28 protein-coding genes are annotated in these 23799 nt (G+C 61.9%); 13 read left to right on the plus strand and 15 right to left on the minus strand.

The window, feature by feature from the left end; all coding sequences use genetic code 11:
• Positions 1 to 32 precede the first annotated feature (32 nt).
• Positions 33 to 449 carry a DUF7144 family membrane protein gene (locus tag ACN50D_RS16760; protein WP_151098136.1) on the plus strand — a complete coding sequence of 139 codons (417 nt, stop codon included), beginning with the start codon at positions 33 to 35 and terminating at the stop codon, positions 447 to 449.
• 94 nt (positions 450 to 543) lie between these two features.
• On the opposite strand, the gene ACN50D_RS16765 is transcribed toward ACN50D_RS16760, so the two are convergent.
• Positions 544 to 771: a hypothetical protein gene (locus tag ACN50D_RS16765; RefSeq protein ID WP_020970523.1), complete on the minus strand. Its 228-nt coding sequence runs from the start codon at positions 769 to 771 to the stop codon at positions 544 to 546.
• Between the two features lie 248 nt (positions 772 to 1019).
• On the opposite strand from ACN50D_RS16765, the gene ACN50D_RS16770 reads away from it, so the two are divergent.
• Together ACN50D_RS16770 and ACN50D_RS16775 are read left to right on the plus strand one after the other, a co-directional pair.
• On the plus strand, positions 1020 to 1811 hold the full coding sequence (locus ACN50D_RS16770) for a MerR family transcriptional regulator (RefSeq protein WP_211920780.1): 792 nt from the start codon (positions 1020 to 1022) through the stop codon (positions 1809 to 1811).
• A gap of 83 nt (positions 1812 to 1894) precedes the next feature.
• The gene (locus ACN50D_RS16775) at positions 1895 to 2359 is read left to right on the plus strand and encodes a hypothetical protein (protein WP_047270971.1); all 465 of its coding nucleotides are present in this window, start codon (positions 1895 to 1897) and stop codon (positions 2357 to 2359) included.
• A 53-nt stretch (positions 2360 to 2412) separates the two neighbouring features.
• Here ACN50D_RS16775 and ACN50D_RS16780 read toward each other — a convergent pair whose 3' ends face one another.
• Positions 2413 to 2787, minus strand: coding sequence for a hypothetical protein (locus ACN50D_RS16780; RefSeq protein WP_118603315.1), 375 nt, complete (start codon positions 2785 to 2787; stop codon positions 2413 to 2415).
• 136 nt (positions 2788 to 2923) lie between these two features.
• Here ACN50D_RS16780 and ACN50D_RS16785 point away from each other — a divergent pair, with 136 nt between their 5' ends.
• On the plus strand, positions 2924 to 3292 hold the full coding sequence (locus tag ACN50D_RS16785; protein ID WP_030535333.1) for a hypothetical protein: 369 nt from the start codon (positions 2924 to 2926) through the stop codon (positions 3290 to 3292).
• A gap of 22 nt (positions 3293 to 3314) precedes the next feature.
• Here the strand turns inward: ACN50D_RS16785 and ACN50D_RS16790 are convergent, their stop codons facing one another.
• The 3 genes from ACN50D_RS16790 to ACN50D_RS16800 form a co-directional block, all read right to left on the minus strand.
• Complete coding sequence (locus ACN50D_RS16790; RefSeq protein WP_211920778.1) at positions 3315 to 4460, minus strand: HoxN/HupN/NixA family nickel/cobalt transporter; 1146 nt, start codon at positions 4458 to 4460, stop codon at positions 3315 to 3317.
• Positions 4461 to 4600: 140 nt separating this feature from the next.
• Positions 4601 to 4930, minus strand: a complete 330-nt coding sequence (locus ACN50D_RS16795; RefSeq protein WP_003940007.1) for a branched-chain amino acid transporter permease — start codon at positions 4928 to 4930, stop codon at positions 4601 to 4603.
• Positions 4923 to 5660, minus strand: coding sequence for an AzlC family ABC transporter permease (locus ACN50D_RS16800; protein WP_003940360.1), 738 nt, complete (start codon positions 5658 to 5660; stop codon positions 4923 to 4925). The genes ACN50D_RS16795 and ACN50D_RS16800 overlap by 8 nt, the downstream gene beginning before the upstream one ends.
• Positions 5661 to 5739: 79 nt before the next feature.
• Between ACN50D_RS16800 and ACN50D_RS16805 the strand changes: the two genes are divergently transcribed.
• Together ACN50D_RS16805 and ACN50D_RS16810 are read left to right on the plus strand one after the other, a co-directional pair.
• Positions 5740 to 6180: an Lrp/AsnC family transcriptional regulator gene (locus ACN50D_RS16805; RefSeq protein WP_020970517.1), complete on the plus strand. Its 441-nt coding sequence runs from the start codon at positions 5740 to 5742 to the stop codon at positions 6178 to 6180.
• 57 nt (positions 6181 to 6237) lie between these two features.
• The gene (locus ACN50D_RS16810; RefSeq protein WP_003940409.1) at positions 6238 to 6663 is read left to right on the plus strand and encodes a VOC family protein; all 426 of its coding nucleotides are present in this window, start codon (positions 6238 to 6240) and stop codon (positions 6661 to 6663) included.
• Here the strand turns inward: ACN50D_RS16810 and ACN50D_RS16815 are convergent.
• Together ACN50D_RS16815 and ACN50D_RS16820 are read right to left on the minus strand one after the other, a co-directional pair.
• Positions 6660 to 7670 carry an AraC family transcriptional regulator gene (locus tag ACN50D_RS16815; RefSeq protein ID WP_003940556.1) on the minus strand — a complete coding sequence of 337 codons (1011 nt, stop codon included), beginning with the start codon at positions 7668 to 7670 and terminating at the stop codon, positions 6660 to 6662. The two genes, ACN50D_RS16810 and ACN50D_RS16815, sit on opposite strands and share 4 nt — an antisense overlap.
• Positions 7667 to 8857, minus strand: coding sequence for a pyridoxal phosphate-dependent aminotransferase (locus tag ACN50D_RS16820; protein WP_211920776.1), 1191 nt, complete (start codon positions 8855 to 8857; stop codon positions 7667 to 7669). The genes ACN50D_RS16815 and ACN50D_RS16820 overlap by 4 nt, the downstream gene beginning before the upstream one ends.
• Before the next feature lie 135 nt (positions 8858 to 8992).
• Here ACN50D_RS16820 and ACN50D_RS16825 point away from each other — a divergent pair, with 135 nt between their 5' ends.
• From ACN50D_RS16825 to ACN50D_RS16845, 5 genes are all read left to right on the plus strand, one after another.
• Complete coding sequence (locus ACN50D_RS16825; protein WP_007733549.1) at positions 8993 to 9571, plus strand: carboxymuconolactone decarboxylase family protein; 579 nt, start codon at positions 8993 to 8995, stop codon at positions 9569 to 9571.
• Positions 9572 to 9696: 125 nt separating this feature from the next.
• On the plus strand, positions 9697 to 10092 hold the full coding sequence (locus ACN50D_RS16830; RefSeq protein ID WP_003940157.1) for a TOBE domain-containing protein: 396 nt from the start codon (positions 9697 to 9699) through the stop codon (positions 10090 to 10092).
• Positions 10093 to 10117: 25 nt separating this feature from the next.
• Complete coding sequence (gene modA, locus ACN50D_RS16835) at positions 10118 to 10927, plus strand: molybdate ABC transporter substrate-binding protein (protein WP_042451258.1); 810 nt, start codon at positions 10118 to 10120, stop codon at positions 10925 to 10927.
• Positions 10924 to 11733 (plus strand): ABC transporter permease, encoded by an 810-nt coding sequence (locus tag ACN50D_RS16840; protein ID WP_211920774.1) that lies wholly within the window; start codon positions 10924 to 10926, stop codon positions 11731 to 11733. Before modA ends, ACN50D_RS16840 begins: the two co-directional genes overlap by 4 nt.
• Positions 11730 to 12815, plus strand: a complete 1086-nt coding sequence (locus ACN50D_RS16845; protein WP_007733546.1) for a sulfate/molybdate ABC transporter ATP-binding protein — start codon at positions 11730 to 11732, stop codon at positions 12813 to 12815. Before ACN50D_RS16840 ends, ACN50D_RS16845 begins: the two co-directional genes overlap by 4 nt.
• On the opposite strand, the gene fadD11 is transcribed toward ACN50D_RS16845, so the two are convergent.
• From fadD11 to ACN50D_RS16880, 7 genes are read right to left on the minus strand one after another with little or no spacing between them, the layout of a single operon-like run.
• A complete protein-coding gene (gene fadD11 / locus ACN50D_RS16850) occupies positions 12791 to 14599 on the minus strand; it encodes a fatty acid--CoA ligase FadD11 (protein WP_211920772.1) in 1809 nt (602 codons plus the stop codon). The two genes, ACN50D_RS16845 and fadD11, sit on opposite strands and share 25 nt — an antisense overlap.
• Positions 14596 to 15558: an SDR family oxidoreductase gene (locus ACN50D_RS16855; RefSeq protein ID WP_003939733.1), complete on the minus strand. Its 963-nt coding sequence runs from the start codon at positions 15556 to 15558 to the stop codon at positions 14596 to 14598. The genes fadD11 and ACN50D_RS16855 overlap by 4 nt, the downstream gene beginning before the upstream one ends.
• 4 nt (positions 15559 to 15562) lie before the next feature.
• Entirely contained in the window at positions 15563 to 16996 is a 1434-nt protein-coding gene (locus tag ACN50D_RS16860) for an aldehyde dehydrogenase family protein (protein WP_007733541.1), read from the minus strand.
• Entirely contained in the window at positions 16993 to 17493 is a 501-nt protein-coding gene (locus ACN50D_RS16865) for an SRPBCC family protein (RefSeq protein WP_007733538.1), read from the minus strand. The genes ACN50D_RS16860 and ACN50D_RS16865 overlap by 4 nt, the downstream gene beginning before the upstream one ends.
• Positions 17490 to 18581 carry a PDR/VanB family oxidoreductase gene (locus tag ACN50D_RS16870; protein WP_007733536.1) on the minus strand — a complete coding sequence of 364 codons (1092 nt, stop codon included), beginning with the start codon at positions 18579 to 18581 and terminating at the stop codon, positions 17490 to 17492. Before ACN50D_RS16870 ends, ACN50D_RS16865 begins: the two co-directional genes overlap by 4 nt.
• Positions 18578 to 19510: a metal-dependent hydrolase gene (locus tag ACN50D_RS16875; RefSeq protein ID WP_003940129.1), complete on the minus strand. Its 933-nt coding sequence runs from the start codon at positions 19508 to 19510 to the stop codon at positions 18578 to 18580. The genes ACN50D_RS16870 and ACN50D_RS16875 overlap by 4 nt, the downstream gene beginning before the upstream one ends.
• Positions 19510 to 21066, minus strand: coding sequence for a flavin-containing monooxygenase (locus ACN50D_RS16880; protein WP_064073971.1), 1557 nt, complete (start codon positions 21064 to 21066; stop codon positions 19510 to 19512). Before ACN50D_RS16880 ends, ACN50D_RS16875 begins: the two co-directional genes overlap by 1 nt.
• Before the next feature lie 183 nt (positions 21067 to 21249).
• Between ACN50D_RS16880 and ACN50D_RS16885 the strand changes: the two genes are divergently transcribed.
• Positions 21250 to 21906, plus strand: coding sequence for a TetR/AcrR family transcriptional regulator (locus ACN50D_RS16885; RefSeq protein WP_007733534.1), 657 nt, complete (start codon positions 21250 to 21252; stop codon positions 21904 to 21906).
• Entirely contained in the window at positions 21903 to 22529 is a 627-nt protein-coding gene (locus ACN50D_RS16890; RefSeq protein WP_030535343.1) for a TetR/AcrR family transcriptional regulator, read from the plus strand. The genes ACN50D_RS16885 and ACN50D_RS16890 overlap by 4 nt, the downstream gene beginning before the upstream one ends.
• Positions 22530 to 22533: 4 nt before the next feature.
• Here the strand turns inward: ACN50D_RS16890 and ACN50D_RS16895 are convergent, their stop codons facing one another.
• Complete coding sequence (locus ACN50D_RS16895) at positions 22534 to 23712, minus strand: acyl-CoA dehydrogenase family protein (protein WP_054781686.1); 1179 nt, start codon at positions 23710 to 23712, stop codon at positions 22534 to 22536.
• Between the last annotated feature and the right edge of the window lie 87 nt (positions 23713 to 23799).

Consider the following 23799-nt stretch of genomic DNA (forward strand, 5'->3'; position numbering starts at 1 on the left):
TCTCACGCTATTTCGCCGAAGAAGGGGATGTCATGACTGCTCCGCACCAATCTCATGCGAACCACCCTGTCCGACAAGGCTTTGCCATCGGGACCACGGTGGCGGCAGCATGCCTGCTCTTCGTCGCGGGAATCGTCGCGTTGCTGCAGGGCATCGCGGCTCTCGCGGACAACGATCTGCTGATCGTCGGAGTCAATTACACCTTCGAATTCGATGTCACGACATGGGGTTGGATCCACATCGTGCTCGGAATCATCGGCATCGCGGTGTCGCTGGGATTGTTCGTCGGCATGGCGTGGGCCCGCGGGATGGCATTCGTCATCGCGGCACTTTCGATCGTGGCGAATTTCCTGTGGATGCCGTACTACCCGCTGTGGTCGATCGTGATCATCGCCCTCGACGTCGCTGTGATCTGGGCCGTCACGACCTGGCGACCTGACGAGGTGTGATCCTCTGACCGAAGTGAGTGGTTCACCTGCGGTAGGTGAACCACTCACTTCGCTGTGTCCGGGCCTCCACGGTTGGCCTCATCCCTACGCGGCGTCAGCGCCGTTTCGGTGACTCGCGATCCTGGTTCTCGCGCGGACGCATGTCCTTCGTCGATCGGTGTGGGAAGCCATGGATCATCGAGCAAGAGATCCAGCAGATCACTACCGTTGCGATTCCGAGTCCGATCGACGCGAATGGTTCCTGCGTAGCCAGCCAGACGCTCAGTCCGATTGCCGTCCCGACGATCAGAATCAGGATGGTGTCGAGTCGTGTCGTTTGCATCGAAATCATCGCCTGGCACAGATAGTTTCTGGCGGCCCGCTGGTTTTGGCGGCCCGCCGCCCGGCGAGTGACAGCCGGGGGCAGACCTTGCGCGGCTGACCCCTCGCTCTGGAAATCGCCGCCGCAAGTGATCAATACCCGCGAAATTCGTCTGCGAAACTCCACACAGGAAGAACAGGACCTTATGCCTCAAGGCCCGACATGCCGGGCCTTGACTATGACGTAGCGTCATAGTTAATGCTGTTCGTATGCGAATCAGCGACGTGGCCAGTGCGGCAGGCACCACTCCGCGGACCGTTCGGCACTATCACCGACTGGGGTTGCTGGCCGAGCCGAGACGACTGTCCAACGGTTACAGAACTTACGAACTTCCCGATCTGGTCAGGCTGATGCGCATTCGTTGGCTCACCGCCGCCGGCGTTCCACTCGGATCCATTGCCGCGATGATCGAACCGACGCCGATCGATGCACGAGAACCGGACGACTTCGCCGAAGATCTTTCCTCCTTGATCGCGGAGATAGACCGGAAGCAGCGCGTCCTCGCAGACCAGCGAGTGCGCCTCCAGGAAATGCTCACGGCGCGAGGTGCTGGGAGGGTGGTCTCGCCGCTTCCGGTGGAGTTGCTGTCTGCGTTCGACGAGTTGATCGCGTCGTCCCCGACGGATTCGGTTCGGCGTCTGTTCGAGCGTGAACGCGACATGTGGGAATTGGTGGCGATCTCGGGAGCAGCGCCACACGAACTGTTCTCCACGGCTGCGCGATTGCTGTCCGACGAGGGCGACCGGAAGAGAATTGTCGATCTGTACCGTCGTTTCGCCGCTCTGGCTGGGCGCGAGGTAGCCGAGGTTGTAGACGAGATCGCGTACTTGTCGGACGAACTGGAGGAATCACTGGACGGGGTGCTCGGCGATGTGTACGCAGACGGAGACTCCGCAGGCGTGGGATTCTCGGTTGGGATCGCGGATCTGGTGCCTGATCCAGCGCAACGTGAAGTGGTCGCGCGCGTCGCAACACGTCTCATGTCAGGCGGTACGGCGTGATCCGATGACTGTGGTTGCTCTCGACGGGTCGGAGAGACGGAGGTTCCAGTGATACAGCGACTTTCGGCTACGCGAGGGGGACAATGTCGATACCGGTGGCATTTGTTGCGGCGAGTGTGATCGAGGCCGTGGCGATTCACTTCCTGGTGCCGTGGCAGTGGCTTCGCGTCGTGCTGCTCGTTGCAACGGTGTTGTCGCTGATTGCGATTGGCGGTTGGCTTGCCGGACGCGTCGTGCACCCACATCTCGTGTCCGCTCGAACGGTGGTGTTTCGTTCCGGCACGGGCGTTCGTATCGAGGTGGACCGATCACGGATTTCGCGGGTGAGCATGGTCCGAAGATTCGGTGAGACCGCAAACGCGATTGTCGACGACTGCCTGGTTCTACCGGGGCCCGACGGCACTGTCGTGGACGTCGGCTTCGACCGACCCGTCTCGGTCACGCTCCCGAAACGGCTGTCGAAGGGATCTAGCTCCACTCTGATCGATGGGTTGCGGTTGCATGTCGATCAACCCGGTGAATTCTGTGCAGCGTTGTCGCGGGACTGAACTCGCAAAGATCGTCTGGAGTCGGTCAGAGCGGAGACCTCGATGGAAGACCTTCAGGGAAACGGCTCGACAACCAGCCACTCCACCGTTCCACCGACATTCCATAGTGCATCGGGGTTGTCGAGCGAGGCCGCGTACGTTGCCGCAGCTTGGTCGCCGGCGATCTCACCGCTCTCGCCCGACGGCGGGTTGGGCTCGAGGAATTCGGAGGGGTGCGGCCCTGGCCATGCAGGCACGTCGAACGGGGAAATGCTGGTGTCGATGAGGCCAGGTCGATGCACGGTCACCCGGTCGGGAACTTGCTTGGTTTCCGCCGCCACGGCGATCCCTGGTCCCTCGGCAGCTTCGCCGTCGCCGCTACCGCAGCCTGCCACTGCAAGAACAAGTCCCGTGATTGCCACACCCACTACCGCATGACGTATCCGCACCGTTTTCTCCTAGCCGGGGCTGACCCCGTTCGAACTCCACTATTGCATCTCGCCAACTCCGCGGGATGCGTCTTTCGATAAATGTGAGAAACGCACTGAATGTGCTCGACAGGAGAATTGGATTGTATTGTGAGCCATGCCGACCCTGCTTCGACGTGCATTCAAGATCGGCGCGGTAGCGCTGGCAACGATTGTGGTGGCGGCCTACCTGTATCTGGCCTTCACTTATCGCAGCGCTGATGTCTTTGCGCCGCCAGGGCGCATCGAGTCTCTCGGCCGGACCTACCTGATCAGCAATTTCCCGCCGCGCACTCGTGAAGATCTCGAACAGCGATTCGCGCAGGGCCATCGTGAGCAGTACACCTTGGAACAAGTGAGTTCCGTATTTCCGTGGCGCGCTGTCTACCAGTGGCAGAACGACCAGATCCGCGGCCAGGCGACGTCGAGCGCGTACCTGAAATGGGGCGAGACGTACATCAGCTATTCGCTTTCGGGTGGCCCATGATTCTGCGTAGACCGAGTCGAACTCACATCGCTTCGTCTGCTGTCGCTCGTCGTGCTACTGCTGCACCGGACTGAGCCTGCCACCGTTCTTCGATGCGGCCGTACCGCCACACGAGTAGAGCAATCAGCCAGGTGGCGACGAAGAGTCCGACGATGATGAAGCCCATCGCGCCGAGATCCAAGTTCCCGATGGCGCCGATAAACCCGTCGTGAATGTCGAGTTTGTCGGTGAAAATCGAGATGATTTCCTGGGTCCCGATCAGCAGTGCCACTGCCACCGAGAGTCCGGTGATCACCATGTTGTAGTAGATCTTTCGGACCGGCTGAGCAAATGCCCAACCGTAGGCGAAGTTCATGAACGATCCGTCGATCGAGTCGAAAAGCGACATCCCGGCGCAGAAGAGGATCGGCAGAACGAGGATCGAATACCACGGGAGCCCTGTCGCCGCCGCGCCGCCGGCGATCACCAACAGCCCGACTTCGGTGACGGTGTCGAATCCCAATCCGAACAGTAGGCCGACCGGGTACATGTGCCAGGGCTTGCGAACCATCTTCATCACCGGGCCCAGAATCTTGTTCAAGGCGCCGCGGCTGTCGAGTTCCTTCTCGAGTTGTTCCTCGTCGAAGGTTCCGGCCTTGTACTTCGTGTACACCCGATGAATCCCGATGAGAGAGACAAGGTTCAAGATTCCGATCAAAATCAGGAACGTGCCGGAAATGGTGGTGCCGAACAAGCCGGTCCACTTCTCCAGATCGGAGTTGTCGTCGGAAAGGCTGGTGGCCAGTTGCCGCACACCCAAAGCCAAGAGGGCGACGAGTACGAAGACGATGGTCGAGTGTCCGAGCGAAAACCAGAACCCGACGGACATCGGTTTCTTGCCGTCCGCTACCAACTTCCGAGTGGTGTTGTCGATAGCGGCGATGTGATCGGCGTCGAAAGCATGGCGCATGCCGAGCGTGTACGCCGTTACGCCGAGTCCGACGCCGAAGACACTGCCTTCGATCGTGTAGTGGCCGGGGACAACCAGGCCGAGAAGAACTGCCCACCCGACGACGTTGAGCGCTACGACGGTGACGGTCATCCCGATGATGCTTCGACGCTGGCCTCGATCCAGACTGTGCCAAGCACCGGCGATTCGAGTGCCTGTCGTGGTCATTGTCGTGGACATCGAACCTCACCGATCCTTCAGTCGCGGCCGGCGGCCACGCTACTGAAATCGTATAAGTGTTCAACTGTTCAGATAAGCGCCTGGAGGTTACAAATTGCCCATTCGGGAGTAAAGATATTTTGCTCGTCGATGGGAAATGCTCAGGCGAACACGGTATTGACCAGCGCGACGTAGATCGTCGTTCCGACGACGATGCTCAGGACGGCATTCTTTCGCCAGAGGTGCGCGGCGATCGTGGCGCACACTGCAATCAGTTCGGGTAGGCCATGAGAAGGGGCGGTGATCGACACCCCTTTGAGTGAATACATGACGAGAATCAACATGACGCCTGCCGGCATGTAGATGCCGAGGTAGCCGACCAGGGCGGAGGAGCGCAGCGGCATGAGCGCGGCGAAGGGGATTGCGCGCAGCGCGAAGGTGACCACGGCCATGACTGCGACCGCCGCAAAGATGTACGAGGTGTCAGGCATCGATCTTCGCCTTTCGTGAGTCGTAGACAAAGCGCCCGATCAGGAAGAGCACGAAGGCGCCCATCGCAATTGGCAGCATGTGGTCCGGCGCTGCGAGCCGGGCGACCAGAGCGCAGGTGACCGCGGCGACCGGCACCGCGAATCCGTTTTGTGCGCGAATCGCTTCGATCGAGAGGACGACGAACAACGCCGTCAGGGCGAAGTCGAGGCCGACGATCGAGTCCGGAATCCACTGTCCTGCCGTCGCGCCCAGGATCGCGCCACCGATCCAGTAGCCGTGCAGGTACAGCTGGGAGTAGACGATGACGCGTCCGGTGAGTGCCTTGGGATCGGCAGTTACCGACATCGCATAGGCCTCGTCGGTCAGCGCGAACATGCTGTAGAAGCGGGCGAAGGGGTTGCGAATCTTTTCCAGCGGAAAACTCAAGGCGTAGAACACATGTCGAAAGTTGACCAGCAGTGCGGTCAGAGCGACGTACGGCAGCGGTGTCATGGCCGCGACCATTCCGACCGCGAGAAACTCCAGCGATCCTGCGTAGATCAGCGAGGTGAAAGCGACTGCCCACCAAGGGCTGAGCCCTTGTTGGACCACAAGAACGCCAAGTGCGATCCCGAGTGGGAGCAGGCCGAATCCAACCGGTAGCGACAGCTGGAAGGCGTGCCGCCACGCCGGGGTTCGCGGTGGGAGTTCGACGGCCGGTGCGGCCGTCGACGATGCTGGTTCGATCACGACGCAAATCTATAACAAAGATCGAGGTGATCGATTGCTCAGAATGCCCACATATTGAACAGTGCGCAATAATAGTGCGATGGATGCCATGGATGACGCAATTTTGTTTCACCTACGCCAGGACTCGAGTTTGACCAACACCGAGTTGGCGGATCTGGTGGGTCTGACACCCTCACCTTGCCTGCGTCGGGTGAAGAAGCTCGAAGCCGACGGAATCATTACCGGGTACCGGGCGATCGTCAGTCAGGAAGCGCTCGGTCGAGGATTTCAGGTGATCGTCACCGCCGAGATCGGAGTCAACGACCAGGCCACCATCGAGGACTTCGAATCCCAGGTCGCCGCCTTCGACGAAGTGATCGAATGTCGGCGGTTGTTCGGAATTCCCGACTACTTCATTCGGGTCGCGGTGAAAGATCTCGCGACGTACGAGAACTTCATGGTCACCAAGCTCAGCGGGCTTCCGGCTGTCTCGCGGGTGACATCGCTGATCACCATGAAGACCATCAAGAGTGTCGACTGATGCCCGGGCTCGGCTGAACCTTCACTAGGTGTCGGTGGTCGGCGTTAACGTCGGAACATGGGATACGAATTTCAAGTCACAGTAGATTCGGCACATCCGCACGAACAGGCGAAGTGGTGGGCCGCAGCACTCGGGTGGGCAGCGGAGCCCAGCGACGAAGACTTCATCAGGGGCCTCGTCGCCGCTGGTCACGCCAAGGAATCCGACACCACGACATTCGAGGGAGTCCTCGTCTGGCGCGAAGGTGCGGCCATCAGCGATCCGGAGCATCCCGAACGTCCCCGCGTTCTGTTCCAACTGGTTCCGGAATCGAAGACGGTGAAGAACCGGCTCCATTTCGACATACGAGTGGGCGACAAGCGCGAGGATGTCGCAGCGCACCTCGAGACGGTGGGGGCGACGATCCTGCACCGGGGAGCGCAGGGGCCGAGCGTGTGGATCACGATGACCGATCCCGAAGGAAACGAGTTCTGCGTCAGCTAGCGGTACGAACTCGGAGTGTCGCCGGTCCATCGTTTGAAGGCCCGACGGAAGGCGCTGGGCTCGGAGAACCCCAATCGCGCCGAGAGTACTTCGACGGATTCTCCGCGCCGCAAACCAGCGATGGCTACGTCGCGGAGCACTTCCTCTCGCAGTTGATTCAGTGATGTTCCGTCACGCCGCAGCAGTCGACGCAGATGGGGAACGCTGATCGAGAGCATCTCCGCGATCTCCTCGGCCGTGGAGGTTCGCCCCTTCACCCCGAGTTCCAGGACCCGTCGTACCTGCGCCGACGCAGTGCTGTCGTAATCACGTTCGGACATGAGCTGAATCGGAGATTCTCGGAGGTACTCCTCCAACGTCTCCTCGGTTTGGATGATCGGTGCACGCATGGCCGAGTTGTCGAACTCCAGTGCCGCGCGCTTCGCGCCGAAGGTGACCGGCGCTCCGAAGATGTAGTCGTAGTCCTGCGCCAACCGTGCATCCGGTGCCGAGTACGGAAACTCGACCGCCCGAAGTCGGACGCGCTTTCCGATCAACCATGCGGAAAATCGGTGCAGCAAGATCAGGACGAAATCGGTTGTGACACGTTCTGCGACATCAGGTTCGGCGACGCCTTCGCGAGCTCGGACAGCGAAACTCACCCGAGTGCTTTCCTCGCCCTTCTCGATCGACAGTGGGGCCAGAGCCGGTAGCGCACGGATCACGTCGGACATTCGAGCGAAGGCCGATCCGAGATCAGGGCAATGGATCAACGTCAGGCAGATCAATCGGAAAGTGCCACGGGGGACCGGGGCGGATCCGAGGCCGAACAATTCGTCGTCGGTGATCTGCCAGGTGGATTGGATGAACGTGGTGACCTGAGTCGGGGTCAGCCGGGCGCGCGGGTCGGACAGTGTCTCGAGGTCGATCCCGGCAGCGCGCAGTGCACCCGACAAGTCGACGTCGTTGTCCGGCGAGAACGCGAGATAGCGGTGGACGAATGCGGTCGGGATGGTCCGCGCTGTCATGGGTGCGCTGCTCCTTGGAGCAGGTGGAGACGGCGTGCAGCTTCGGACAGAATGTGGTCCTGCTTGCAGAAGGCGAAGCGCACCAGGTGCTTCCAATCGTCGCGGTTGTCCGCGAACACGTCGACCGGAACGGCCGCGACGCCGATCCGCTCGGGCAGTGCGCGGCAGAAATCTCCCGCATCGGTTTCGCCCAACGGTCTGATGTCGGCAAGGAGGAAGTACGTGCCGCCACCGGAATGCACCGTGAAACCGGCCTCGGTCAGAGCTTTACCGAGCACGTCGCGTTTGCCTTGCAAGCTCTGTCGAAGTTCGACGACCCACGGCTGTTCGTTGGTGAGCGCGTAGGCAACGGCCGGTTGGAACGGTGCACCGGCAACAAATGACATGAACTGCTTGGCGGCACGGACTCCGTCGATGAGTTCGCGCGGGCCGATCGCCCAGCCGGTTTTCCAGCCGGTGACATTGAAAGTCTTTGCGGCACTGGACACCGTGACGGTGCGCTCACGCATGCGCGGGAGCGACGCCATCGGTGTGTGGGTGAGGCCGTCGAAGACCAAGTGCTCGTAGACCTCGTCGCTCAACACGATCAGGTCGCGTTCGCACGCGAGTTCGGCGATCGCTCGAAGTTCGTGATCGGTGAATACGGTGCCGGTGGGGTTGTGAGGACTGTTGACGATCAGCATCTTCGTCTTGGCGGTGATCGCGCCGCGCAATGCATCGAGATCGACCGCAAATCCGTCTCCCGCGGTTACCAACGGAACTGTGCGACGTACAGCGCCTGCCAACGCGACGGATGCAGCGTAGGAGTCGTAGTACGGCTCGATCAGCACTACTTCTTCGCCGGGTTCGACCAGTCCGAGAATCGCAGCACTGATCGCCTCGGTGGCGCCGACGGTGACCAGAACTTCGGAGTCGGGATCACTGTCGAGTCCGTAGCGGATGCGCCGATCCTCCGCGATGGCCTGACGCAAGACGGGCATGCCCGGACCGGGCGGGTATTGATTGACGCCCTCGGCGATGGCTCGGCGCGCTACCTCGAGCATGGCCGCAGGACCGTCGGTATCCGGAAAGCCCTGACCGAGGTTGACCGCGTCGTGAAGTGTGGCCAACGCTGTCATCTCGGCGAAGATCGTGGATGCGAACGGCTGCAGACGCGAGACGGTGCGGTTGCGGGGCGTCGAAGGCATCTTTGCAGCTTAGTCGGCTGACACCGCATCCTCACATCCGCTCGGACGCGGTGCTTGTCACGTTTGAATCGCCGCCATCGTCCAACTCTGTAGAGAGCATCGAATCCGGTGCCCCAGAACATACGGAGGCTTGCCATGACTCGCATTCCCGCAGTGACACCGTCAGAAGCCAGTCCGTTGATCAAAGTGGCATACAAATTCGCCGCCAGGCAGTACGACGAAGTCCCCGAGCCCTTTGCCGTCCTGGCCAACCATCGGAAATTGTTCGTAGCGGCTGCCCGCCACGAAATGGCTGTGCAGAAGGCGTCGAAGGTGCTGCCGTCGAACATTCGTGAACTGGCCGTCTATCGCGTCGCCTGGACTGTCGGCTGCTCGTGGTGTGTCGACTTCGGGACGATGCTCTCGCGCTTGGACGGTTTGGACATCGACAAGTTGAAAGAGATCGCGAACTACCGGGATTCATCGAAGTACAGCGAAGACGAGCGGGCCGCGATCGCCTACGCCGACGCCATGACCGGTGACCCCCATGGGGAGAACGGGGTGACGGACGAACAGGTCGCGGATCTCGAGCGCAGGTTCGGGCGAGCGGGCGTCGTGGAACTGACCTATCAGATCGGGCTCGAAAACATGCGCGCCCGGATGTATTCGGCGTTGGGGATTACCGAGCAGGGGTTCAGCACCGACTCCTGCCGTGTGCCCTGGGCAGAAGAATGATGCGCTGATTCGTCTACGGCAACTATCGACAATACTCCGCAGATACGTGATCATGATTGACTAGTTCACGCATCTGCGGAGCATTTCGGCTTGTTAGGTCCGCACTTGCGACCTACGATCACCTGGTGCCCAACATTCGAATCCGCGAAGCTGCCGGCCTGCTCGGTGTCAGTGACGACACCGTCCGGCGGTGGGTCGACGGTGGGCTTCTCACCGCGACGACGGACGACTCCGGCCGCAAGGTCATCGACGGTGCCGAGTTGGCGGGCTTCGCCCGGTCCAACGCCGGACCCGCACCGGCCGATCCGCTCACGGGTGCGAGTTCGGCCCGCAACCGGTTCGCCGGCCTCGTCACCAAGGTCGTCACCGACAAGGTGATGGCTCAGGTCGAAATGCAGTGTGGGCCCTTCACTGTCGTCTCGTTGATGAGTACCGACGCGGTTCGGGAGCTCGGACTCGAGGTCGGGAGTATCGGAGTCGCAATCGTGAAGGCCACCACGGTCATCGTGGAAACGCCGTAGTTTTTGAACATACTGGAGGAAATTCGTGAAGCGTGTAGTCGGACTTGTTGCAGCAGGTGCCTTTTCGCTTGCCCTGGTGACCGGTTGTAGTTCCTCCGACAATTCTTCGTCGGAGACGTCGTCGGCCGCTCCGACCACAACCACTTCCAGTGATAGTGCCACGGGAAGCATCACCGTCTTCGCAGCGGCGTCACTCAAGAACAGCTTCACCGAACTCGGCAAGGAATTCGAGTCCGAGAACCCCGGTTCATCGGTCACATTCAGCTTTGCCGGGTCCTCGGACCTCGTCGCTCAGATCACCCAGGGCGCACCGGCTGACGTGTTCGCCTCGGCTGACGCCGCCAACATGACCAAGGCCACCGACGCCGGCGTCGTCGCGGGGTCGCCCTCGGACTTCGCGAGCAACACCTTGACGATTGTTGTGCCGCCGGGCAATCCGAAGGGCATCGCGTCGTTCGCCGATCTGGCAAAGGAGGGGACGCAACTGGTGATCTGCGCTCCGCAGGTCCCTTGTGGCGCGGCTACGAAGAAGGTCGAGACGGCCACAGGCGAGACCCTCTCGCCCGTCAGCGAAGAATCGTCGGTGACCGACGTTCTCAACAAGGTGACGTCCGGGCAGGCCGATGCCGGCATCGTTTACGTCACCGACGCGAAGTCCGCTGGTGACAAGGTTCAGACCGTCGCGTTCCCGGAAGCCACCACGGTGGTCAACCTGTACCAGATTGCGGTGCTGAAGGATTCGAAGAATTCGGAAACGGCAACGAAGTTCGTCGATCTCGTGAAGGGCCCCAAGGGCTTGGCAGTTCTGGGTGACGCGGGATTCGCTGCTCCGTGACACGCCTACGACCGTCAGCCCGAGCCCCGCTCGGGTTGCCGGTATGGATTTACCTTCCCGCGCTGATCGGCGGGGCGTTTGTCATCGCGCCCTTGGCGGCGATGCTGGCCACCGTGCAGTGGTCGCAGTTCTGGGAACTCGTGACTTCCGAATCGTCGGTTGCCGCGTTGAAACTGAGTTTGAAGACAGCGGCAATGAGCACGCTGCTGTGCATCCTGTTCGGGGTACCGATGGCCGCGGTGTTGGCGCGCAGTCATTTTCGGGGACTGTCCGTTCTTCGATCCTTGATTCTGCTCCCGCTGGTTCTGCCGCCAGTGGTGGGCGGTATCGCGTTGCTGTACACGTTCGGGCGCAAAGGGTTGATCGGTGAGCAGTTGGAAGTGCTCGGCATCCAGATAGCATTCTCGACAACCGCGGTGGTCCTGGCGCAGACGTTTGTCGCGCTACCGTTCCTCGTCGTCAGCCTCGAAGGTGCGCTACGCACTGCGAGCACACGATACGAGGCTGTAGCCTCGACGCTCGGAGCCCGCCCGACCACCGTGCTTCGCCGGGTGACTTTGCCGCTGGTGCTTCCCGGTCTGGTGTCAGGGGCAGTGCTGGCTTTCGCTCGCGCACTGGGGGAGTTCGGTGCAACGCTGACGTTCGCGGGAAGTCTGCAAGGGGTCACGCGTACCCTGCCGTTGGAAATCTATCTCCAGCGTGAGACCGATCCGGATGCAGCGGTAGCGCTTTCGCTGGTGTTGGTCGTAGTCGCGGTGGTCATCGTGGTTGCGGTGCGTGGACGCGGATCGGCGGGTTCGTTGTGAGTGGCCTCCACGTCGACATCGAGATTCCGGAGCGCGATGTCGTTGCGACGTTCGACGTCGCGGCCGGTGAGGTGACCGCTGTCCTCGGACCGAACGGCGCAGGCAAGTCGACGGTACTGGCGGCGGTTGCCGGACTACATCACCCGCGGCGTGGGTTGATCGAACTGAATTCTCGCGTTCTCACCGATACCGGTAGGGGAGTCGCGTTGGCGCCGCATCGGCGCGGCACTGCTCTACTCGCGCAAGAGGCACTTCTCTTTCCCCACCTCAGTGCGGCCGCGAACGTGGCGTTCGCGCCGCGCAGTGCAGGGCGGTCGCGTCGCGATTCCGCCGATTCCGCGCGCCACTGGCTCGACGCAGTCGACGCCGCCGAATTGGCTGACCGCAAGCCGTCACAGCTCTCCGGCGGTCAAGCGCAACGAGTCGCAGTGGCGAGGGCATTGGCTGCTGAACCCGAACTACTCCTGCTCGACGAACCGATGTCTGCGCTCGACGTCGCCTCCGCCCCGGCATTGCGGTCGTTGCTGCGTAGAGTGCTCCGAACAGGAGATCGCACGGCCGTGCTCGTCACGCACGACGCTCTGGATGCGCTGGCCCTTGCCGACACCGTTGTCGTGCTGGACGGCGGCCGGGTCGTCGAACGTGGTGACGTACGAACAGTTCTGACTCGCCCGCGTAGTGCATTTGCAGCACGCATCGCAGGGATCAACTTGCGCAGCGGCACGATGGCCGGAGACGGAATGCTCAGAAGTCCGGTCGGGGTGGATATCGCGGGCCAGACGGAGACCGACCTACCGGCCGGCAGTGCCGCCGTGGCAGTCTTCGAGCCGCGAGCAGTGTCGGTCTACCTGGATCCGCCTCACGGGAGCCCACGAAACGCGTTTGCGGTCACGATCGCGGAGATCGAAAATCGAGGCGATGTCGTCCGAGTCCGAGCCGAGGACGAAGCCGGCCAGCCGGGCTTGTCTGCCGACATCACGGCGAGCGCAGCGGCCGAGCTCGATCTGGTTCCGGGATCGGCCGCTACGTTTGTGGTCAAGGCCACCGAGACGCTGATCTATGCGCAGGGCGCAGGCTCGTAGACGTCCTCTACGACCGAATCCGCATAGAGGGCTGCAATTTCGGACGCGTACTTCTCGGCTATCGGCTTGCGCCTGAGCTTCATCGTCGGTGTCAGCTCGTCGCCGCCTGGCTCCCAGAACGTGGTGAGTACGTGAAACCGCTTGATCTGCTCGGCCCTCGACAGACGCGAGTTTCCCTCGGCGACAGCAGTTGCAACGATGTCGACGGTCCGAGCGTCCTTGGCGAGTACCGCGGCCTCGGCCGCAAGTCCCAGTGAGCGTGCCGCTCCGACCGCGGCGTCGGCGCTGAGAGTGATCAACGCTGTGTTGAACTTTCGGCCGTCTCCGATTGCCACGACCTCACCGATCAACGACGACGACGTCTTCACTGCGGTCTCGATGGCAGCGGGGGACATGTTCTTTCCTGACGCATTGATGATCAGCTCCTTCTTGCGATCGATCACCGTGAGGTATCCGTCTGCGTCGGCCGTGACGATGTCTCCGGTCGAAAGCCAACCGTCTGCACTGATCGCTTCGGCCGTTTTTGCCGGTTCGCCGCGGTACCCCTTCATGACCAACGGTCCTCGAACCAGTAGCTCACCGTCCGCCTCGATGCGCATTTCCATGCCTGGAAGCAACTTTCCGACCGTTCCCAGCTTGGTCGGCTCGGCCGGTGCGGTGCTCGCAATGCATGTCAGCTCGGACATTCCCCAGATCTCCGAGATCGGAACTCCCAGGGCTGCAAAGAATGCCAAGGTGTCCGGCGGAATCGGTGCAGCGCCAGAGATGGCCCACTTCAGTTCGGCAAAACCGAGTTTCGCACGCAGAGCGGAGAGGACCATTGCATCGGCTCGGGCGTAGTCCGCTTCCAGTTCGGCGGGGACTGTTTCACCGGCTCGCAAGTGTGCGAGCCGAGTGCGACCGACGTCGAGTGCCCACTGCAATGCCGCTCGCCGCGCGTCGTCCGGTTCGTTGGCGACGGCCGATTCGACTGCAACCTTCAGCTTTTCCCACACGCGGGGGACACTGCCCCAGATCGTGGGGCGACAGTCCGGAAGCGCAGCCGCTACCTGGCTCGGATCCGGCACGACAGTGATCTGGGTGCCGAACACCATTTGCATGTACAGGCAGGTGAGCCGATCGGCTATGTGCGCCGACGGCATGTACGAGGTGATGCGGTCACCGAACTCGACGGGGAGTACAGCACTGACGGCGGTGGTTTCGAACAACAGACAGGCATGAGTCGTCTCGACGCCCTTGGGGTTGCCGGTCGTGCCGGAGGTGTAGATCAACGTGGCGACGTCGTTCGGTTTCACCGCACGCCAGGTGCTCTCGAAATCGAAATCGGCGGCAGCAGTAGCAGAGGACTTCATCTGCTCCAGCGTCAGGGTGCCGGACTGCTGGGCAGACGGTTGCGCGTCGACGACCACGATCGTGTCGAGTGTGGCACCGGATCGGCGAACGGTATCCACGTACTGGGCCTCGCAGACGAGCACTCGCGCACCGGAATTGGCGAGGATGTACTGGATGGCTTCGGGTGCCGACGTGTTGTAGATGGAGAAGGATGTCGCGCCGAGGTGTTGGGCGCCGACGTCGATCGGGTAGAACTCGATGCGGTTACTCATCATCAATGCAACCGTATCGCCATGTCCCACGCCGATTCCGGCCAATCCCGCGGCAACATCGCGAACCTGTTCGCCGTACGCGCGCCACGTCAGTGTTCGCGCATCGCCGATGTCTCGCAGGGCCACCGCGTCGGGCGCTACCGCCGACACTCGCTGGAAGGCTGCACACAACGTAGTCATGATGTTCTCCTGGATGCCTTTGTCAGGGCTGACGCATTCGTCGGGGCCGCAGCGGTGGTTCTGTCTTCGAGTTCGCGGATCAGGTCGTGTGCCTGTTTGTCTTTTGCCAGGTAACCGTCGGCAAGGACATTGATGAATCCGCGTCCCCACGCCCAGGGTTCCCAGGCAGCGGGGGCAAGGGTCCGGGCGGCGCGGCGCGCGATCGCGTCGGCGATCACGGTGGCGGCACGGTCCGGGGAGATTCGATGACGGAGGGGACCGGGTAGTCGAGCGTCGAGTTTGCGCCCGATCTCGTCGTCGTCGAGTGTGGCGCGTGCAAGTTGTGTATCCACCATCCCGAAGTACGCGATGCCGGCAGTAGCGCCGTAGCCGGCAACCTCGAGACGCAGCGCCCGGCCGAGCGCTTCGACCCCAGCCTTGCTGATCATGTACGAAGCGCCGCCCAAACCGGGGGCGAACGACGCCGCCGATGACACGACGACGATGTGCCCACTGTTGCGGATCACCTCGTCGATGGTCGGATGCACGGTGTTGAAGACGCCGGTGAGATTGACGTCGAGCACACGATCGAAGGCGTCGGGATCGATCTGGCGCAATGTTGCCGGGGGAGGGGTGATTCCGGCGTTGGCCACTACGACGTCGATTCTGCCCAGCTGCTCGATGATCGTTTGCACGGCTGCGGTCATGCCGTCCCGATCTCGGACATCGGCCGTCACCGTCACGACTCGCTGTGACTCGAATGAGCGCTCGGCCGTTGCCAATGAACTCTCGTTGACGTCGACCAGTGCCACGGTGGCCCCACGCCGGTGGAGAGTGCGCGCCAGCGCTGCACCGATACCGTCGCCTCCACCGGTGATCAGTACGACCTTCCCGGCGACGTCGTAGTCGAGTCGGCGTCCGGGCAGTGGAATGCCCAGATCGCGGACTGTTCCCGCAATTGCGGACAAGCGTCCCGTCATTGCTTCAGTGCCTTCCGTGTAGTGCGCGGATGAGAACCTTGACCAGCCAGTCGATTCGGGCGGTCCTTCGAAACGTCGTCAGTGGTAGGGGCGAACGGAATCGTTGCCGAGTCGTCGAACGAGCGTAGGTGAACTCCTTCAGACCATCTGGGCCGTGAACGCGTCCGAAACCGGATGCTCCGACCCCACCCAGTGGCAGGTTGGGAACCGCGGCATACATCACGTAAGAGTTCACCGACGCTCCTCCGGATCGGAGCCGATCGGCAACAGCCGCTCCGTCCTTGCCGAACACGCTTGCTCCCAATGCGTATGGCGACGCATTGACCAACTCCACCGCCTCGTCCATCGAGGCGACCTTGGTGATCGTCATCGTCGGGCCGAAAGTTTCCTCCGTGACGGCGAGGCTGTCTTCGGGGACGTCGACCATGATGGTCGGTTGCACGTACTGGCCGGAGATCGAGCCGAGCCCTCCGAGAACGACACGTCCACCCCGCGACATCGCGTCGTCGATGTGGCGCCGGATGACGGAGACTTGCGAGGGCATGGTGATCGGACCGATCTTGTCTTCGGCACCCGGACCCGCATGAACTCGGGCAGCCAAAGTGATTGTCTTGTCGATAAACTCGCCGTAGACATGTTCGTGCACGTATACACGCTCGACGCCCAGACAGGTTTGACCGGAGTTGGACAATGCTCCCCACACCGCAGCATCCGCGGCGGCACCGACATTTCCGTCGGCATCAAGGATGAGCGCGTCCTTACCACCACATTCCATCAACACCGGTGTGAGGGTCTCGGCGCACGCTGCCATGACTTTCTTGCCCGTCGCGGTCGATCCGGTGAACCCGATCTTGTCGACACCGGCCAGGCACAGTGCCGCGCCGACCGAACCATCGCCCGTGACGACCTGCAGCACAGGATGTTCAGGGACGACCTCGGCGAAGGCGCGGCCCAACCATTGCCCGACTGCCGGTGCGAACTCACTCGGCTTGTAGACCACGGCGTTGCCTGCAGCCAGCGAGAACGAGAGCGAACCGAGTGGGGTGAAGACCGGATAGTTCCACGGACCGATCACACCGATCACCCCGAGAGGTCGATACTCCACCGAGGCGGCCTGATTGACCGTCAACAAACTGGAGCGGACGCTGCGCCTGCCCAATACCTTTCGGGCATTCTTCGACGCCCACGCGAGATGTTCTAGTGCCATGGCGATTTCGAGCATCGCGTCAGGGTGCGGCTTGCCCATGTCCCGGTGCACGACGTCGGCGAGTTCGGATGCGCGACGAGCGATGATTCCTCGCCACCGATCCAGTCGACGAGCGCGTTGCTCGAATGTCAGTTCTGCCCACCATTCGGAAGCAGTACGGGCGTCGCGCACTGCCTGTGTCACTGTGTCGTCGGACGCCTGTGTGGTCGTGTCGATCTCGGTCGCCGTCATCGTGGAGTTCCTTGAAGTGTGTGGTGGACGGCGCCGTCGGCCCAGCCGCGGGTGACGCGTTGGAGGATCGGTCGGGACAGAGTCAGAATGGGGGCGAACCACGGCTGCGCTTGCACAGCGAACGTCCAGGTGAGGCGGCTGCCAGTCGAAGTCGGTTCCAACACCAGATCTTCAGCGAAGCGTTTGAACCCCGGAAGTGACGCCGACTCCACGTAGAACGACATCCGGCGCCCCTCGTCCCAGCGGAAGAATCGCTCGTTCAGTGCAGCAAAAGCGCCGGCTCGCACGGTTCGCGTAGTCCCGACGCCGAATGGTCTGTCCGAGGTCCAGTCGGCTCCGGTGATCCCGTGCGCCCACGACGTGAGCGCTCCGTCCGAGGTCAACGTCTGCCACAAGCTTTCACATGTCGCTTCGGATTCGATCCGGTGAGTGATCACCAGCGGAGCGGAGCGGATGAAGGCTGCGTCGGCCGCAGAAAGAGAGAATTTTCCCTTCACAGGTCCACCACCAAAGACCCACCGGTGGAACGTGATCGACAGGTCAACATCGAACCAGTACGTTCGGATTCGGTGAGGAGGGTGTCTCGATGCTCGACGGTCCCGGAGAGCACCCGGACCTTGCATGTACCGCAGAAGCCCTGTTGGCATGAATACGCTACTCCGGGAAGTACGCGTCGTATTGCAGCCAATGCACTTTCGGACTCGCCCACATCGACGGTGAGACCGGTGCGCGCCAGATGCACCGTGAACTCCTTGCCGTCGACTACCGGGAGTGGGGAGAACCTCTCGCTGTGCACCGATCCGGTCGGGTTGGCGGCGAAAGTTGCCGCACGCACCGTGTTCATCAGCGGAACCGGTCCGCACGTGTACACCGCGGCACCTGGATCCGCAGCAGCGACGAGTGTTCCGATATCCGTCGGACCCAGCTCGTCGTCGGGTCGGATGGTTACCCGGCCGCTGGAATACTCCTCGATCTCGTTCAGGAATGGCATAGCTGCCCGAGTTCGTCCGAGATAGTCCAATCGCCACGGGACTCCGCGGCGGTGACAGCGTTGCACCATGGGAAGTATCGGAGTGATCCCGATTCCGCCCGCAACAAAGAGGTACGACGGAGCAGTGACAAAAGGAAATGCATTCCGCGGCCCTCGTACGTCGACAACCATTCCGGGTTTCAGTGACTCGTGTATCTCGCGGGAGCCACCCCCGCCCTCGTCGATCCGCCGGACGGCGATCCGATACGAGGTCAAGTCGTCGGGGTCTCCGCACAACGAATACTGTCGTTGCCTTCCCGAGGGGAGAATGACGTCTAGGTGAGCGCCGGGAATCCACGACGGCAGGGTGATTCCTTCCCTCGGGGTCAAGGTGACACTCAGGACGTCTGCGCACTCGAACCGGACGGACTTCACGTCCAGCGTCATGTCGAATCCGCTGTAGCGGACCGGGTTGGGACGCGAAAGTATCTGCGCTGCAGGACTTGACGCAAAGATTCGACGGTATGCGCTCGTCGCCTGTGCGGCAATCCTCAACGACCGGGTCGGTGTGAAGTCTTGTGCGTCGTGAGGACGGTCGGCAGTCGTCTTGTTCATCCTTCACTCTTTTCGGAAGAACGATTGGCGGCAGGTGAGCGAGCGAGGTAGCGCATGGCTACGTCCATGTCCCCGATCTGGGACGGATGGAAGCTCGGCCGCAGATACGGAGGAATCTCGGTGATCAGGAATTTCATGTTCGGGACCAGGCCGCGGCGAGTGGCGCTGATCAGTTGCAGAGGCCACAGGCGGCCCTTCGCCTTCGACGGGTCCTGCCGGAAGAGGTAGTTCATCGAGGCGATGAACAACACGAACAACGTGAAGCTGGCGAGCAGCGCCGTGCGAACGCGGCGGGCGTAGCTACCGTCCACGTACATGTAGGCGTCGAAGGCCACGTTGCGGTGCTCGACTTCCTCGGCGCCGTGCCACTTGACCATGTCGAGCATCGTCGGGTGCATGCCGGCATCTTCGAGGGCGGGATCGGTGAGCAGCCATTCCCCGACCACCGCCGTGTAGTGCTCCATCGCGGCAAACAAGCCGAGACGTTCACAGAGCCAGGCGTGCTTGGCTTTTCCGGTCAATCCTTTGTCGCCCAATATCTTGTCCACGAGCCAGTCCATCCGGCGTGACATCGGTTTCATGTCCATGCCGAGGTCCGCAAGATGCTCGCGTGCACCTTTGTGCGACGACGCGTGTGTTGCTTCCTGGCCGACGAATCCCACCACCTCTTCGTGCAGGCGGGGGTCCTCGATGAGCGGGAGCGCTTCGGCGAGCGTTGCGGACATGGCCCGCTCTCCCTCGGGCAACACGAGATGCATGAAGTTGATGACGTGGGTGACCATCGGTTCGTTCGGCACGTAATGCAGTGGTACGCCGTCCCAGTCGAATTCGACGTCACGGGCGGCGATCGCATGTGCTTCGTCGGTGTAGCGGCGCGCGCCGGACGGTGCGACGACGGGTGTGCCTCGGAAGGCGTTGATGCCGAGCATTATCGGCTCCTCACGGTTTCTCGGGCAGTGGTGAGTGATTCGGACGAGACGGGTTGTACTTGCGCGTAGTGAGCGAGGTCGGCTCGTTTGGTCCTGGTGCGGAAGGATCGGTTGAATCCGGGATAGAAGGTGTAATTGCGGCCGCCGTCGACGAGGTAGTAACTACTGCACCCGCCGGCGTTCCATACGCTGGTGGCGAGTCGGCGGTCGGTCGCGCGCACGAACTCTCTCTGCACGTCTGCCCGGACGTCGATACTGCCGATGCCGCCCTCGTCCATTTGAAGAATGCAGCTCACGATGTACTCGACCTGCGCTTCGATCGTGACGACCTGCGAGGTGTAGACCACGGAATTGGGGCCGAGGATCATGAAGAAGTTCGGAAACCCGCTGATGGTGGTGCCGAGGAAGGCCTCGGCACTGCCGTTCCACGTCTGCGCGAGGCTGCGGCCGTCCTTGCCCCGGATGATGTCGAACGACGGGTTGTCTCCCATACGAAAGCCGGTTCCCATGACTATGGTGTCGACTTCCCGGAAGGCGCCGTCCGCGGTGAGGACTCCGCGCTCCTGCACCTCGACGATTCCGTCCGTCACCACCTCCACATTGGGTGACGCCAGCGCGGGATAGTAGGTGTTCGAGAACGTCGGACGCTTGCATCCGAATGCGTAGTGGGGGAGCAGCTTTGCGCGAAGCTCCGGGTCCCGCACCTGCCGGCGAAGGTGTGCTCGGCCGAGTGCGGCCAGCCCTTTGAGCAGTGACGGCTTGTACACGAATCCGGGTACCAGGGCTTCTTGGAGCAGGTCAAGTCCCTTGCGTGCCAGTCGTTGGGTGAGCGGCACCCGCTCGAAGAGAGCGCTCGGCCAGCCGGTCATCGGCTGATCCGGGTGCGGCAGGATCCACGTCGGTGTCCGCTGGAACACGGTCAACGTGTCCGCGAGCGGTTGCAGTCTGGGGATGATCTGCACCGCAGAGGCGCCGGTGCCGACCACGGCTATCCGCTCACCGCGAAGGTCGTGGTCGTGGTTCCAGTCCGCGGTGTGGAACATCTGACCACGAAACGATTCGAGCCCGGGAAGGTCGGGTGTGGCGGGGGCACTGAACGGGCCGGTGGCCGCGACCAGGAACTGTGCCTCCCACATGGTTTCCGCAGTGTGTACCCGCCAGATCTGGGCTTGCTCGTCCCACGAAGCTTCTGTCACGTCCTGGTTGCAGTGGAAATGACCGGCCAGTCCGAAGCGATGGACGCAATCCCGGAGATAGTCGTAGATCTCGGGCTGTAGCGGATACAGCCGCGTCCAGTTCGGATTTGGCGCAAACGAGAACGAGTACAGAATCGACGGGATGTCGCACTGTGCACCGGGGTAGGTATTGACCTGCCAGGTTCCCCCGGGCTCCGCGGCACGTTCCAGAACGACGAAGTCGTCGATCCCGGACTGCTTCAAGCGGACAGCCGTTCCGATGCCGCCGAAACCGGCTCCGATGACGACGACTCGTGTTCGGCGAGTTCGAGTTTCCTCGTCACCGGCCGATGGCCCCGAGGTTGGGTCGATGTCGACCATGTGTGACGCCTCCTGATTGGTGCGTGAACAACTGAACGAAGAGTAAGTCTGACATCAAGTGATGTCAACAGCGGTTGATGTCAGAATTCAACTGATTGACATCGGGCGATGTCAGTTCGCTTGCGGAGGTCGCCGCGATAACCTGAGGTCGAGAGCGCTGCCGGTCAGTGAGAACATGGGGACATGACGGATACCGAGGCTCGGCGCACCGGCCCGCGCAGGTGGCGTGGGCAGGAACCGGAAGATCGCCGCGCCGCGCGCCGGACACAGCTGATCGAAGCCGGGTTGCAGATCATGGGTACCGAGGGAGCGGCCGCCGCGACCATGCGTGCGACCTGCCGCGAGGCCGCGCTGACCGAACGGTACTTCTACGAGAGCTTCGCCAACCGTGACGAACTGCTGGTCGCCGTGCTCGACGAGGTCGTTCTCGGTGCGCGTGACACTATTCTGGACGCTCTCGAGGCGGCGCCTTCCGAACCGTCGGCCCTGATCCGCCACGTGGTGAAGGCCTTCACCAACTACGTATTCAAAGATCCTCGACGTGGACGCATCATGTTCGTCGAATCCCAGGCGGAACCTGCGCTGTGGGATCGAGGGCGAGAATTGATGGCGGAGTTCACGAATCCGATTTCCGCGTCGCTCGAGCTGATGTACGGCGGCGAGGCAACCGACTCCGCGAACTCCGAACTCAATTCGGTGGGGCTGTTCGGTGCCCTCGCGTTCATCTATCAGGCGCACACCCCGTCCTCCAAGATCTCTCGAAAGCGTTTGGTGGAGCACATTTCGCTCATGGTCGAGGCGCAGGCGACGGTCAACAGCACGCCCGCGAGAAAAGAATGACGTCCGCGTCGGCCACAGGCGGAAGGCGTCTCGGTCCCGAAGACCGGCGTGAGCAGATCATTGTCAGCGCGGCAAAGGTTTTCGAGGAGAAGTCTTTTGCCGACGTCTCGATGACCGAGTTGGCCAAGGCGGCTGGGGTCGGACGTCCGCTGCTCAATCATTACTTCGGCTCCAAGCGGGAGTTGTATCTCGACGTCGTGCGGCGGTTCGTCTTCATTCCCGAAGTGGCGGTGGACCGCATTCCGCGATCGGCGAGCCAGGAGAAGCGGATCGGCGCCGTGATCGATCGGTGGCTCGACGTCGCCTGGCGTCATCGCGACATGTGGATCTCGACAGTCATGTCCGACGACCTCCGCCGTGATCCCGAGATGGATCGGATCCTGCAGGATGCTGACGACGTTGCTGCGCGACGCATGATGGATGCGCTCGAGATTCGACCGAGTGAAGGCAGCGAGGCTGCTGTTCATTCGATGATCGTGGCGTACGGAGGCTTGGCGAAGGCTGCCAGTAAGCAGTGGTTGGTGACGGGAGCGCTCGACCGCGAACAGGTGCACCTTCTGCTGGTACGCAGTTTGCTCGCCATCGTGCGTGACGTTCTGCCGGCGTGCGAGGCGGATTCCTGATTGCTCAGAGTGATCTCGCCACGAGGTCCTTCATGACTTCGTTCGATCCGGCGTAGATTCGCTGAATACGAGCGTCGGCATACATCTGAGCGATGGGATATTCGAGTATGTAGCCGTACCCGCCGTGTAGTTGCACGCAGCGGTCGATCACGGCGCACTGCTGATCGGTGAGCCAGTACTTGGCCATCGCGGCGGTAGTCGCATCGAGCTGCCCGGCAAGGTATTTGACGATGCAGTCGTCGATGAACGTTCGTGAGATACGAGCGATGGACGCGCACTCGGCAAGTTCGAAGCGCGTGTTCTGCAGATCGAAGAGCGTTTGCCCGAACATGTTTCGGGATTTGGTGTACTCGACGGTGAGGGCGACTGCACGCTCCATTGCCGCAGTGGCTGCAACTCCGCAGATCAATCGTTCGGGCAGTAGCTGCTGCATCAGCTGGGCAAACCCTGTGCCTTCGCGGTCCCCGAGCAGGTTTGTTGCAGGCACCCGCAAGCGGTCGAAGAACAGCTCGGTGGTGTCCTGGCCCTTCTGTCCGACCTTCTCGAGTATTCGCCCGCGCTCGAAACCCGGTGTGTTGTCATCGACCTCGGCCACGATGAGCGACACTCCACGCGCTCCGAGGCTGGGATCGGTCTTGGCGGCAATGATCACCAGATCACAATTGCGACCGTTGGAGATGAAGGTCTTTGCGCCGCTGATCAGATAGTCGTCACCGTCGCGGACGGCTCGGGTGGTGATGTTCTGCAAGTCGGATCCGGTGCCGGGCTCGGTCATGGCGATTGCGCCCACCCACTCGCCACTCACCAGTTTCGGTAGCCAGCGCAGTTTGTGCTCGTGATCGGCGTAGGCATTGAGGTAGTGCGGCACGATTCCCGAGTGCACGCCGAGTTGGAGTGAATGATCACCCGCCATGACCTGCTCGTGGAACAGCACGGCGTCGTGCGCGAAAGTTCCTCCTCCGCCGCCGTACTCGGTGGGGATCGACATGCCGGCGAGCCCGAGCGCCCCGAGTTCTCGATATGCGGATTTGTCGGGAAAACCTTGGGACGCGAAGCGTTTCTGATGCGGTGTGACGTGTTTGGCGAAGAAGTTCCTTGCCAGGTCGGCCACGGCCTCCAATTCGTCGTCCATCCACGGGGACCGTCGTTCTGCGGTCCGGGTTGCGGTAGATCCTTGCGTCATCGTGATTCTCCCGATCGATGAAGTGCGACCCGCGAGCGGATCCGACTCCACCTATCATCCACACTGTTGACATAGTGTCAATAAAGG

Source organism: Rhodococcus sp. SB1D (genome assembly GCF_048573875.1).
GTDB lineage: Bacteria > Actinomycetota > Actinomycetes > Mycobacteriales > Mycobacteriaceae > Rhodococcus_F > Rhodococcus_F qingshengii.